General features: G+C 73.5%; 9 protein-coding genes and 1 pseudogene. 2 read left to right on the plus strand and 8 right to left on the minus strand.

Going from position 1 to position 12370, the window contains the following annotated elements:
* Nucleotide 1: 1 nt before the first annotated feature.
* Nucleotides 2–649, minus strand: a complete 648-nt coding sequence (locus ABJI51_RS11845; RefSeq protein ID WP_348950094.1) for a DUF998 domain-containing protein — start codon at nt 647–649, stop codon at nt 2–4.
* A gap of 202 nt (nt 650–851) precedes the next feature.
* Here ABJI51_RS11845 and ABJI51_RS11850 point away from each other — a divergent pair, with 202 nt between their 5' ends.
* On the plus strand, nt 852–3308 hold the full coding sequence (locus ABJI51_RS11850) for a M14 family zinc carboxypeptidase (protein ID WP_348950834.1): 2457 nt from the start codon (nt 852–854) through the stop codon (nt 3306–3308).
* Nucleotides 3309–3354: 46 nt separating this feature from the next.
* Here the strand turns inward: ABJI51_RS11850 and ABJI51_RS11855 are convergent, their stop codons facing one another.
* The 6 genes from ABJI51_RS11855 to ABJI51_RS11880 form a co-directional block, all read right to left on the minus strand.
* A complete protein-coding gene (locus ABJI51_RS11855; RefSeq protein WP_348950096.1) occupies nt 3355–3960 on the minus strand; it encodes a LysE family translocator in 606 nt (201 codons plus the stop codon).
* A 97-nt stretch (nt 3961–4057) separates the two neighbouring features.
* A complete protein-coding gene (locus tag ABJI51_RS11860; RefSeq protein ID WP_348950098.1) occupies nt 4058–5152 on the minus strand; it encodes a J domain-containing protein in 1095 nt (364 codons plus the stop codon).
* A 423-nt stretch (nt 5153–5575) separates the two neighbouring features.
* Nucleotides 5576–7159: an AMP-binding protein gene (locus tag ABJI51_RS11865; RefSeq protein WP_348950100.1), complete on the minus strand. Its 1584-nt coding sequence runs from the start codon at nt 7157–7159 to the stop codon at nt 5576–5578.
* 104 nt (nt 7160–7263) lie between these two features.
* Nucleotides 7264–7818 (minus strand): hypothetical protein, encoded by a 555-nt coding sequence (locus tag ABJI51_RS11870; protein ID WP_348950101.1) that lies wholly within the window; start codon nt 7816–7818, stop codon nt 7264–7266.
* Nucleotides 7815–8174 carry a hypothetical protein gene (locus ABJI51_RS11875; RefSeq protein ID WP_348950102.1) on the minus strand — a complete coding sequence of 120 codons (360 nt, stop codon included), beginning with the start codon at nt 8172–8174 and terminating at the stop codon, nt 7815–7817. Before ABJI51_RS11875 ends, ABJI51_RS11870 begins: the two co-directional genes overlap by 4 nt.
* Before the next feature lie 432 nt (nt 8175–8606).
* Nucleotides 8607–11024, minus strand: coding sequence for an ATP-binding protein (locus ABJI51_RS11880; protein ID WP_348950103.1), 2418 nt, complete (start codon nt 11022–11024; stop codon nt 8607–8609).
* Between the two features lie 93 nt (nt 11025–11117).
* Between ABJI51_RS11880 and ABJI51_RS11885 the strand changes: the two are divergent.
* Nucleotides 11118–11465 (plus strand): annotated as a pseudogene (locus ABJI51_RS11885) (ester cyclase); the annotation flags it as partial.
* Here the strand turns inward: ABJI51_RS11885 and ABJI51_RS11890 are convergent.
* The gene (locus ABJI51_RS11890; protein WP_348950105.1) at nt 11403–12341 is read right to left on the minus strand and encodes an EamA family transporter; all 939 of its coding nucleotides are present in this window, start codon (nt 12339–12341) and stop codon (nt 11403–11405) included. The pseudogene ABJI51_RS11885 and the gene ABJI51_RS11890 sit on opposite strands and share 63 nt — an antisense overlap.
* Nucleotides 12342–12370: the final 29 nt, after the last annotated feature.

Here is a 12370-nt window from a genome sequence, read left to right on the forward strand (position 1 = left end):
CTCAGCGTGGTTCGCCCACCGGGGCGAGCAGCACGCCCAGCGCGACCAGCTCGGTCAGCGCCATCCCGCGTTCCACCAGGCCCAGCGGGATGAGTGTCCACCAGCGGCCGTCCTCCAGCGCCGCCACCACGACCGCGCCGAGGATCACCGCGAACCAGCCCAGCGACACGATCGCCAGCACCCGCGCCAGCCATCGCCGCCCGGGGGAGGCGGGGAACGCCGTCCGCGCCGCGGCCAGCACCGCCAGCGGCAGCGCCACGAACGCCACCACGCTCGCGATCCGGTGCAGCGTGCCGCCGAAGTCCGCGTGCGAGACCGTCGCCCAGTCCGGCTTCGGGAACGCCACGATGACCAGCAGCCCGACTGTCCACAGTGTCCCGAAGATCGCCGCGGGCAGCGGCAGCCGCCGTTGCCGGGCCAGCACCGCCAGCCCGGCGGCCGAGCCCAGCGCGACCAGGATGACTGCGAGGTCGAAGACCCACTTGTGGTCGGACAGGCCGTATTCGCTGATCGTGCGGCGGGTCGGGCTGATCGCGTCGGTCGGCGGGATGACCTGCAGCAGCAGCACCAGCGCGGCCCCGAGGACCAGCGCGGCGACACCCGTCAGCGAGACCGCGACCGAAACCCGTCGCGCAGGGACCGTGACCATGAGCCGACAGTAGCCGACCGGCAGTTGAACTCCCGGTGAAACCGGCTTTCCGGACACGCCCGGCCTGAACCGGGTACGACTTACGGCGGTTACCGCGGCCGGATTTCCTCCATTATGGTCACTCGCTACCGGTACGTCCGTGGCGTGCCGGCCTCGGTCAAGGAGGTCCTTTCCTGTGGGGAATTCACCAAGACGGCTGGTGATGCTGGCTTCGGCCGTCGCACTGGCCGGCACGTTCGTCGCGCTGCCGTCGGGCACGGCCGGCGCGGCGCAGAACATCCTGCGTGCCGACAAGGCGGTCGCGCGCTCGTGCTTCGCGAAAGTGCTGCCCAAGGGCACCGCGGGCACCGACAGCCGGGAGCTGACGTCCACCGTGGACGGTCTGGTCCAAGCCCGCCTCAAGCCGGTGCAGGGCGCCGAAGGCGACTGGGACGTCGCCGTGTTCGACAAGGCCACCGGTGCCGTCGTCGCCGCGTCGACGGCGTTGCGCACTCGCGAACTCGCCGAAAGCTTCGTGAAGAAGGGCCAGCAGCTGGTCGTCCAGGGCTGCCGGTACGCCGGCCCGGCCGGGCAGGCCCAGCTCGGCGTCGACTTCCTGGCGCTGACCCCGCAGGGCACGCCGACCGGCACGCAGAAGGCCCAGCTCGTCCGCGTCGAGACGCCCACGCGCGCCGACAAGGCCAAGCTGACCGCCCTCGGCCTCGACGTCACCGAGAAGGGCGACGCGACCGGCGTCGAGGTCGTGCTCGCCGACGACGCCGACCGCAAGACCCTCGCCGGCAGCGGCTTCAAGGCGAAGGTCCTCGAGGCCGACCTGTCGGCCAAGTCGGTCCAGGACGCGAAGACCGACCGCGAGTACGCCGCGAAGACCGCCGCGTCGGCGCTGCCCTCCGGGCGCACCAGCTACCGGCACCTCTACGAGTACAACTACGAGCTCAAGGAGCTGGCCCGCAAGAACCCGGCGATCGTCTCGGCGTTCACCATGCCGGAATCGACGTGGGAAGGCCGTGACGTCGTCGGCGTCGAGATCGCCACGGACGTCAAGAACATCACCGACGGCAAGCCGGTGAACTTCACCATGGGCGTGCACCACGCCCGCGAGTGGCCGGCAGGCGAGCACGTCATGGAATGGGCGTACGAGCTGGTCAACGGCTATTCGCGGGACGCGGCCATCCGCGGCATGGTGAGCAAGACGCGCAACATCGTCGTGCCGATCATCAACCCGGACGGCTTCGAGATCTCCCGAGAGGCCGAGCCCAAGGGCGACTTCACGCGCTTCGACTACGAAATGAAGCGCAAGAACTGCAACGTCAACGACTCGCCGCCGCAGTTCGCGACCGGCGTGTGCAAGGCGAACCCGGGTGGCCGTGTCCGCGGTACCGACCCGAACCGCAACTACGGCGGCTTCTGGGGCGGCGCCGGCGCCGAGCTGGCCTGGAGCGGCGACACCTTCCGGGGGTCCGCGCCGTTCAGCGAGCCCGAGGTCCGCAACGTGCGCTCGATCGTGTCCTCGCGCCAGGTGACCAACCTGATCACGATGCACACCGTCGCCGCGCTGGTGCTGCGCCCGCCGGGCGTGGCCGACGTCCGCCCGCCGCTGGAGGAGCCGCAGTACAAGGCCCTCGGCGACAAGCTGGCCTCGCGCAACGGCTACACCAGCGAGCCGAGCTGGGCGCTCTACGACACCACCGGCACCACCGAGGACTGGTCGTACTGGGCCACCGGCGGCTGGGGCTTCACCATCGAGGTGGGCGGCAACGGCTTCCACGGGCCGTACGCCGACAGCGTCGTCGCCGAGTACGAAGGCCTGGCCCCCGCGGCCGGGGCAGGCAAGGGCGGCAACCGCCAGGCGTTCCTGGACATGCTGGGCAACGCGGCCGACCCGCAGCAGCACTCGACGCTGATCGGCTCGGCGCCCAAGGGCTACCAGCTCAAGCTGCACAAGACGTTCCAGACGCCGACGTCGCCGGTGCTGCAGCCCGACGGCAGCACCAAGCCGCCGATCTACATCACCGACGACCTGAACTCGAAGTTCACCGCCAGTGGCGGCCGGTTCGCCTGGTCGGTCAACCCGTCGACCCGGCCGTACGTGGCCGGCCGGTACGGGCGCACCCCGCAGGGCCCGGCGCAGGCGGGCTACCCGGTCGCCAACCCGGCCGGGGTGCCGCCGATCAACCAGAACTACCCGGCCGACCCGGCGGGCGACTCGTTCACCTTCCACGTCGACGGCCTGCCGAAGGTGGACAACGGGAAGTTCAGCGTCAACATCAGCTGGGCCAACAGCAGGACCGACTGGGACCTGTACGTCTACGACTCGGCGGGCAACCTGGTCAGCTCGTCGGCCAACGGCGGCACGACGTCCGAGCACGCCGTGCTGTTCGACCCGCCTGCCGGTGACTACAAGGCCGTGGTGGTCAACTACGACCAGGCCGACCCGAACGCCGTCGACGACTGGACCGGGGACGTGTCGTTCGCGTCGCCGATCCCGCCGACGTACGGCACGAAGGAGGCCTACCAGCTGACCTGCTCGTCGCCGGGCGGCAAGCTCGTCGGCGTGGCGGACGTCTACGTCGACCGCGGCCAGACGGTCGATGTCGGCGAGGTCTGCACCCGGTCCGCGCACGCGCAGAAGCAGCGTGCTTCGGGCGGGGTCCGGTAGCCGTTCGTTCGTTTCGTGGAGGCCTCCTCGCGCTGCGGGGAGGCCTTCACGGCGTCATGGCCAGGATGACGCCGAGGACGACGAGAACCGTGCCCACGACACGGTTGAGGACCGGTTTGGCGTGCGCGTACCAGCGTTGCGTGGCGGGGGAGGAGAACAGCAGGGCGACGGTGAGGTGCCAGGTGGCCGAGGCGGCGACGATGAGCCCGACGGCGGCGGCCTTGACGGCCGTGGGCTCGGTGGGCGGCAGCGTGGCGGTGAGGACGCTGCCGAAGAACGCGGCGGCCTTGGGGTTGGTCAGGTTACTGAGGACGCCTTGGCGGAAAGCGTTGCGGTGGCCCGCGGGTGGCGCGTTTTCCGGTGCGTGCGCCCGCAGCCACAGCCGGATGCCGAGCCAGGCGAGGTAACCGCCGCAGGCGATCTTCAGCGCTGTCGCGAGCCACGGCGCCCGGGCCAGCACCGAACCCAGCCCGAAGACCGCGACCGCGGCCAGCAGCCCGCCCGCGGCGACGACACCGAGGGCGACGGCGACCGCGGCCCGCCGGGTCCCGGCCGCGGCGGTGTGTGCGATGAGGACGAAGTTGGGGCCGGGGGAGACCGCCGCCGGGAGGTAGGCCAGCAGGACCGTGGCCAGCGTCGCTGCGGGACTCATCCCGCCGCGCCGACCCATGGCAAGTCCGTGAATGGCACATTGAGGGACTTCAAGTCCGTGAATGGGCCATTCACGGCTTTCCCGCAGCTGCCACGGATCACGCTGCCCGGCCGCCTCCGCCGACGACCTGGTCGCGCATCGTCCGCAGCGTCTCGTGGTCCACAGTGGACGGATCGGCGGCCAGCCACTCGCCGATCTCGTGCAGGAACGTCTCCGGCGTCATCGGCGCCACCGGCAGGTCGCCGGGGTCGGCCGTGGTCACCTCGCCGCTGCGGCTCGGGTACACGATCATCGCGCCGCGCAGCGCCACGCCCGGCAGCAGGTCGCGGTAGGCGGCGAGGCTCTCGGCCAGCCGGCTGCCGCCGCCGCGGAACGGCCTGCCGTTGCGCAGCAGCCTGCCGTCCCCGGCGGTCTCGTAGTGCCCGGGCAGCCACAGCTTCGACTCGATGAGCACCAGCCGCTTCCCGCACAGCACCGCGTGGTCGACGTCGGCGAACACCGAGCCGGGCCAGGCGAGCCCGTGGAAGATCCGGGCGCCCGGCAGCCGGGTCAGGTAGCCCTCCAGCAGGTCGGCGGTGAGCCGCTCGGCCAGCTCGTCGCGCTCGGTGCCGGGCGTGCCGAAGACCGTGCGGCCGCCGAACTCCTCGGCGTAGGCCTCGCGGGCGCGGACCGTGCGCAGGTAGGCGCGTGCCAGCCGCTGGACCAGCAGTGCGGTGCCCGCGGTCAGCAGCAGCCAGACGATGAGCACCGGCGGGGAGAACTCGACCCCGGTGAGCAGCGGCAGCAGGACCAGGACCATCCCGGCCACCGCGGCGACCACCGGCGTGTGCCCCGGCCCGCGGCGGCGGCCGTGCCGCATCCGGGTGTCCTCGCCGGCGAAGTGCCACCAGCTCAGGTCTTCGGCGTCGAGGTCGGGCAGGTCGGGGACGAAGCCCGGCTCGTCCCCGAAGCGGCGCCGGGGCCGGGGCCGGACCGGGACGGGCACCACCTTCGCGCCGCCGGAGTCGTAGCGGGCGCGGGCCACGGGATCGCTCAGGACGTCGTAGGCCTCGCGGAGCAGCCGGAACGTGCCGACCGTGCCGCCGCCGTCCGGGTGCATGGTCTTGGCCAGCCTGCGGTACGCCGACTTGACGTCGGCCGCCGTGGCGTCCCGGCGGATGCCGAGCACCTCGTAGTAGTCGACCTCGGGCACTCGGGCGTTCACCTCCGGATGGCTGCGCGAAGACTTTATGGGGTCGGGCTTTCGCGTCCGTCACCGCCTCGGCGGCACGCCAGGGTGACGTCCTGCGGTGCAGGTCAGAGTTCTACCGCGCGGGGACGCGGGCGCGGGCGATCCGGCCCGCGGCGGCGCGGCGGGTGCGTGACCGGGTGCCGTCCCGGGGAGTGGTGGCGTTTGCCGTGCTCCGTGAGTGTCCATTGAGGACTTCGTGTCACTCGGAAGTGTTGTGGCGATGGGGAAATCCCGTGTCTTGGTGACGGTTCGTAGCCGGAATCCACTCGAATGGACGTGAACAGATGTTCGAATCTTCGGCTACGATGGAGGCATGTCCCCGGCACCCCCCACACGTGACGGGCCCACCGCCACCCCACCTCGGCAGCGGGCCCGTCACCCCCGTCAAAGCTCGCGGAGCAGGAAGCGCTGCAGCTTCCCGCTCGCGTTGCGCGGCAGCGCGTCCAGGAACCGCACCCGGCGCGGGTACTTGTACGGCGCGGCAACGGCTTTGGCGTGCTCCTGCAGGGCGTGCACGACGTCCGGGCCCGGGGTGAGGCCGGGCCGCAGGACGACGAAGGCGGTCACGACCGCGCCCCGGTCCGGATCCGGGGTGCCGACGACCGCGCATTCGGCGACGTCCGGGTGGGCCAGCAGTACCTCTTCGACCTCGGGAGCGGCGATGTTGTAACCGGAAGAGACGATCATGTCGTCGCTGCGCGCGACGAACCGGAAGTAGCCGTCGGGCTCGCGGACGTAGGTGTCGCCGGTGATGTTCCAGCCGTCGCGCACGTAGCCGGTCTGGCGGGGATCGCCGAGGTAGCGGCACCCGGTGGGGCCCTGCACCGCGAGCAGCCCGGGCGTGCCGTCGGGCACCGGACGGCCGTCGGGGCCGAGCACGGCGGCGCGGAAGCCGGGAACGGCTTTGCCGGTCCGGCCGGGGCGGGCATCGGCGTCGGCCGCGGAGATGAAGACGTGCAGCATCTCCGTGCTGCCGATGCCGTCGATCAGCGGACGGCCGGTGACCTCGCGGTACTGCTCGGCCACGGCGGCGGGCAGCGCTTCGCCGGCGGAGACGGCGCGGCGGACCCCGGCCAGCAGGGGCCCGTCGCCGGAGCCGAGGATCGCGCGGTAGGCGGTCGGTGCGGTGAACAGCACCGTCACGCCGTGCTCGGCGACGATCGACGCCAGTTCCTTGGGCGTAGCGCGGTCCAGCAGGAGCGTGGCCGCGCCGGCGCGCAGCGGGAACACCAGCAGGCCGCCCAGGCCGAAGGTGAAGGCCAGTGGCGGGGTGCCGGAGAACAGGTCGTCCGCGCGCGGTCGCACGATGTGCCGGGAGAACGTGTCGGCGATGGCGAGCAGGTCGCGGTGGAAGTGCATGGTGGCCTTCGGCGTGCCGGTGGTGCCCGAGGTGAAGGCGAGCAGGGCGACGTCGTCGTCGGCGGTCGGCACGTCGGCGAAGTCCGCCGGGTGCCGCGCGCAGCGCTCGGCCAGCTCGGTGCCGTAGGGCACCACGGGCAGTCCGGGTGGCAGCTCGCCGAGCAGGTGCTCGTCGCACAGGGCGACCGCCGGCCGGGCGCGGTCGATGATCTTGGCCAGCTCGGTGCGGCGCAGCATCGGCATCGTCGTGACGGCGACCGCCCCGGCCTTGAGGACGCCGAGCCAGCACGCCGCGAGCCACGGCGTGTTGGTGCCGCGCAGCAGCACGCGGTTGCCCGGCACGATCCCGAGGTCGGCGGTCAGGACGTGCGCGATCCGGTTGGCGCGGGCCAGGACCTCGCCGTAGGTCCACGTCTCGTGCGGTGAGCGCAGGCAGGGCCGGTCCGGGCCGAGGCGGGCGGTGGTGTCGTCGAGCAGGGCCGTGGCGGCGTTCAGGTGGTCCGGGTAGTGCAGCTCCGGCAGGTCGAACACCAGCCGTGGCCACTGCTCGGCCGGCGGCAGCCGGTCGCGGCAGAACGAGTCGGTGTGCGCGCTGGGAGTAAGCCTCATCGCAGCTCCTCGGGTCGGCCTGCACCAGGAGGAACGTAACACTCGTGGCGACCGTCGAGAAGACGCAATGTCGTCTCGATGACGGCAGCGACGGGCAAGCGATGTCAGGTGCGCCTCAGCGGGATCGCGCAGCCGAGGGCCAGCGTCGCGGTCGACGCCCAGAACAGCGCGGCGACCCAGGCACCGCGCGGGGTGGCGAGGCTCAGCGCGGGCGAGATCGACGCGCTCGCGAACGCCCACGCCGGAAGCGGGACGAGCGCGAACGCGCCGAGCACGATCCGCCGCCAGCGCGGTCCGCGGCCGGCGATGGCGTAGCCGCCGGCCATGCCGAACAGCGGCAGGGCGAGGGCGCCGCCGCCGAGTCCGTCGGCGAACGGCACCTGCCCGGCGAGGATCGTCGTGACGGTGTCGGGCGAGACGATCACGGCGATGGGGAAGGCCAGCGGGGCCGCGACGAGCCAGCGTCGTCGCCGGTCGTGCCATGCCCAGCCGAACAGCGCGCCGGTGACGACGCCGGGCAGCAGGATCTGGACGAAGGTGCCGTACCAGTGCACGGCCGACTCCGGCCCGGCGACCTCGACCATCAGCCCCCGCAGGCCGGCGGCCCAGGCCAGGCCCGCCAGCCCACCGACGGCGAGCGGGCCCGCAACCCGGTTCACCGGGCCAGGGCCCGCTGCCGCGCCCCGCTGACCATCAGCCCCACCCCGGCCACGGTCAGCACGATCGAGACGGCGGCGACGAGCCGTGCCCAGGCGGGGGCATCGACGAAGAAGGCGGGAATGGCCAGCAACCCGGACAGCACCCGCGACACGACGATGGTGAGCCGCCCGGCGCGGTTGCCCCGCCAGGCAGGAACGGCGGCGGCCAGGGTGGCAAGGCCGAAGACACCGCCGAGAACAAGAACAACAAGCGGCGGCGCGGCATCCGTGCCAACCCCGGCCACACCGACGACATCGGCCAGCCCGAGCACGACACAGACGACGAAGCCGGTGGTGAAAGCGGAAGTGCGGATCATGGTGTCCTCCTGGGAGTTGCGAACCGGCCCCCAGCCTCATCCGGCAAAGCTCCCCGGACCACGACGCACACCCACCGACCGCTCACCGTTCAAGACGACACACCGGCGGCGGTGGGTTCGGTGGCGCGGGCCTTGCGCTTGCGGGCCGGAGGGCGGACCGGTCGCGGCCGCGGTGGGTTCGCCGGCGCGGGGACCTTGCGCTCTCGGGCCGGGCCGGGCGGACCGGTCGCGCGGCCTCGGCCGCCCGGGGACCTTGCGCTCCCGGGCCGGAGGGCGGACCGGTGGCGGGGGCGGCTGGGCGGGATCTTGCGCTGGCGGGCCGAGCGGTGGGCCGGTGGTGGCGGCTTCGGCCGTACGGGGACCTTGCGCTCACGGGCCGGGCGGCGGACCAGTCCCGGCGGATTCGGCGCCCCGTACACCCGCGCCGATGCGTCACCGCACCGGCCGTTCCTCCAGCGCGTCGAGAACCGCCTGATACCCCGCCGGATTCATCGGCGGCAGCCGCGCGTCGAGGCGGGTCAGCAGCTCGTCGCGTTCCCCGCACAACCGCGCCGCCAGTGACGGGTCACCGTCGCCGAGGGCGATACCCGCCAATCCCTCCAGGCACCACGACAAATACATCGGGTTGCCGATCCGGCCGAACAGCTCCCGGCTCTCGGTGAACAGCTCCCGGGCGCGCTCCGCCCTCCCGGAAGCCAGCTCGACGTGCCCCAGCTGCGTCGTCGACATCGCGGTGGCCCACAGATCCTCGTGGCGGCGAGCCGACTCCAGTGCCACCACGCTCTTCTCGCGCGCTCCGTCGAGATCTCCCGTCAGCATTGCCAGGTGGCCCAGGTGGGCCAGGAGCTGGTCGGCGGTGTGGTCGTCGCCGCGTTCGCGGTTGAGTCTCTCGGACTCCGTCAGTGCCTCGGCCGCCTCCTCGTGGCAGCCCATCAGCTGGGCGTTCGTGCCCAGGCTGCGCAGGGCTTCGGCGATCCGGCTGCGGTCGCCGATCGCGCGGGCCACCGACACGCCCTCCGTGCCCAGCTCGCGGGCGCGGTCGTGGAGGCCCGCGTGCATTGCCTGCCAGGCCAGCAGGATCAGGGCGTCGGCGAGGTCGCGGTCCGGGCGGGTGGCCCTCGTCTCGGCCAGGCCCTGCTCGGCCAGCCCGATCGCCTCGCCGGTGTGGCCGGTGAAGAACCGGGTGTAGGCCAGCCCGATCAGCGCCGCCGCGTGGCCCGGGCGGTCGCCGGTGGACTGCGCCAGCGTGCGGGCCTCCTCATGGTCGGCGACGGATTCCGCGTAGCGGTCCAGCTGCCGTGCCAGCACGCCGCGGGTGTTGAGGGCCGTCACCAGGCCCGTTCCCTCCGTACGCGCCAGGTCGACGAGCTGTTCGCACCACGCCGACGCCGCTTCGAACGCGGAGATTTCGGTCGCCATCCGCGCCGCGCCCGCCAGCACCGGGATCCGGGCGGACGGCTCGCCCGGCAGCGCCAGCACCGCCTCGGCCGCGCGGACTCCCTCGTGCAGGAGGCCGTGGTCGGCCCAGTACCCGGACAGCGCGACCCACAGCCGGAACGCGTGGGCGCCGTCGCCCCGCGCGACCGCCCGGTCCAGTGCCGCGCGCAGATTGTCCTTTTCGGACTCCGCTGGGGCCGCCAGGTCCGCGAAGAACGCGATGTGCCGGGCCACGGCGGCGTCTTCTTCGCCCGCCTCGCGCAGCTTTTCCCTGCCGTACTCCCGGATCGTCTCCAGCATGCCGAGACGGCCGTCCGGGCCGGGGGTGACCAGGCCTGCCTCGACGAGCTCGGTGAGCGTGTCCAGGTCGTCGACCGCCGCGAGCGGGCAGCCGCCTGCGAACACCGACAGCGTGCGGAACAGCGCCTGTGCCGGCGGGGACAGCAGCTGGTGGCTCCAGCCGATCGCGTCACGCATGGTGCGCTGCCGGTCCGGCAGGTCACGCGGGCCGCCGACCAGCATCGGCAGCCGGGGTGCGAGGCGCTCGAGCAGGACCGCGGGCGGCAGCACGCGGGTGCGCGCGGCGGCCAGCTCGATCGCCAGCGGCAGGCCTTCGAGCCTGCGGCAGATCCGCTCGACCGTCTCGTCCGCTTCGAGCGACACGCCCGCGGCGGCCGCCCGCTCGGTGAACAGCCGGACGGCCGGGTCCGGTTCCAGCGGCGCGATCCGGTACTGGCGCTCGGCCCGGACCCGCAGCGGGACGCGGCTGGTGACCAGCACCGTCAGCTCCGGGCACGCGCCCAGCAGGTCCAGCACGTCGGTGGCGGCCTCGGTCAGGTGCTCGAAGTTGTCCAGCAGCAGGATCGCCCGCCGGGCACGGAACGCCGCGGCCAGGCGGTCGCCTGCCGGGACCGGCCCGCGTTCGTCGAGCCCGGCCGCCTGCGCGATCGCGGCGACGACCTGCCGCGGGTTGCGCAGGGGCGCGAGGTCGGTGAAGAACGCGCCGTCCGGATACCGCGGGCGGACCGTCTCGACGACGTCGAGCGCGAGCCGTGTCTTGCCGACGCCGCCGGGCCCGGTCAGCGTCAGCAGCCGCGTCTCGCCGCGCTCCAGCAGCTCCACCAGCGCGGCGGCCACCCCGGCGCGCCCGATCAGCGGGGGCAGCAGCCGGGGCGGGGCGGCCACGGGCGGCGGACCGGCCGGGCGGGCTTCGGCCAGCAGCGCGGCCCGGTCGGGCCCGGCCAGCGCCAGCGCGTCGGCGAGCAGGCGCACGGTGTCCAGCCGCGGGACGCGGCGCGGGTCGCGTTCGAGGTCGCTGACCGCGCGCGGGCTCACCCCGGCGCGCTCGGCGAGCGCCTCCTGGGTCAGGCCGGCGGCCAGCCGCAGCCGCTTGAGAAGGGCGGAAAAGCTCACGGCAGTAAGTCGGCACGCCGCGGCCCGATGTGTCAAGGCGACGGTGAGCGGACGTCGTGGTCCCGTCGGGCGCCGGGCGCGAGGCTGGCGGCCATGACTCCCGACGAGATCCGGGCGCGGGCCCGCAGAATCACCGAAGAGCTGTACAACCAGGGTGACCTGGCGGTCATCGACGAGCTCGTCGACCCCGCCTACGTCCAGTACCTCGCCGTGGCCGACCGCACGACCGGGCCCGCGGAGCTGGCCGAGTTCGTCACCGGCATCCGCCGCGCGTTCCCCGACCTGCGCGCGCACACCGACCAGCAGGTCGTCGAGGGCACCACGCTGGCCCAGCGGCTCACCGTCACCGGCACGCACACCGGCGCGGCCTACGCGGGCCTACCGCCCGCGACGGGCGCCCGCCTGCGGGTGAACGTTGTCGACATCTACCGGATCGGCCCGGCGGGCCGGTTCACCGACCGGTGGACGCTCTGGGACGAGCACGCCGTCCGCACCCAGCTGGGGCTCGCGCCGTGACTGCCCGCTGATCGCGACGGCCGCCGTCACCACGCAGCCGACGCCGAGCCACGCGGGCAGGGACAGGAACTCGTGCAGGACCACGACGCCGGCCACCGCGGCGACCGCGGGTTCGAGACCGGCCAGGGCGCTCACCACGCGGGTGGGCGCCCGCCGCAGCGCCGCGAACTCCAGCGAATACGGCAGCACCGCCGTCAGGACCGCCACCGCGAGCCCGGCGAGCAGCACCGGCGGCCGCAGCAGCGCCGCGCCGTTCCCCGCGATCCCGGCCGGCGCCCAGAGCAGGGCGCCCCAGACGAGGGCGTACGCCAGGGCGTCGACGCTCGCGGCCCCCTTGCTCAGCAGCAGGTAAGCGGCCATCGAGCCGGCCGACGCCGCGGCGAGGGCGACGCCGGCCGCGGGCAGGCCGGTGCCCGCCGGGTTGTGGACCAGGCACAGGCCGACCCCGGCGAGCAGGACGAACCCGAGGTCGCGCGGACGGCGGCTGGTGGCCACGGCGATGGCGAGCGGGCCCAGCTGCTGGATGGTGCCCGCCGGGCCGACCGGCAGGAACCGCAGGGCCGGGTAGATCAGGTTCATCCCGGCGATGGCCGTCCCGAACGCGGCCGCGTGCAGCACCTCCCGGCGGCCGCGGGGCAGCGGCGGCCGCCGGACGGCGAGCAGGAGCGCGGCCGCGAGGCCGAGCCGCAGCGACACGACACCGGCCGGGCTCACCTGCGTGAACAGGGTCTTGCCGAACGCCTGGCCGCCTTCGAGGCTGACCACGCTCGCGAGCATCAGCAGCGGGGCGGGAGTGCGCATGTCCCCGACCCTGCCGCGGCGAACCGTGT

The sequence above is a fragment of the Amycolatopsis melonis genome (assembly GCF_040064235.1).
GTDB classification, from domain to species: Bacteria; Actinomycetota; Actinomycetes; order Mycobacteriales; family Pseudonocardiaceae; genus Amycolatopsis; species Amycolatopsis melonis.

Coding starts and splice junctions, on each gene's coding strand:
- ABJI51_RS11850 (WP_348950834.1), top strand. CDS start 852: ATGCTGGCTTCGGCCGTCGCACTGGCCGGCACGTTCGTCGCGCTGCCG.
- ABJI51_RS11890 (WP_348950105.1), bottom strand. CDS start 12,341: ATGCGCACTCCCGCCCCGCTGCTGATGCTCGCGAGCGTGGTCAGCCTC.
- ABJI51_RS11875 (WP_348950102.1), bottom strand. CDS start 8,174: ATGATCCGCACTTCCGCTTTCACCACCGGCTTCGTCGTCTGTGTCGTG.
- ABJI51_RS11855 (WP_348950096.1), bottom strand. CDS start 3,960: ATGAGTCCCGCAGCGACGCTGGCCACGGTCCTGCTGGCCTACCTCCCG.
- ABJI51_RS11865 (WP_348950100.1), bottom strand. CDS start 7,159: ATGAGGCTTACTCCCAGCGCGCACACCGACTCGTTCTGCCGCGACCGG.
- ABJI51_RS11845 (WP_348950094.1), bottom strand. CDS start 649: ATGGTCACGGTCCCTGCGCGACGGGTTTCGGTCGCGGTCTCGCTGACG.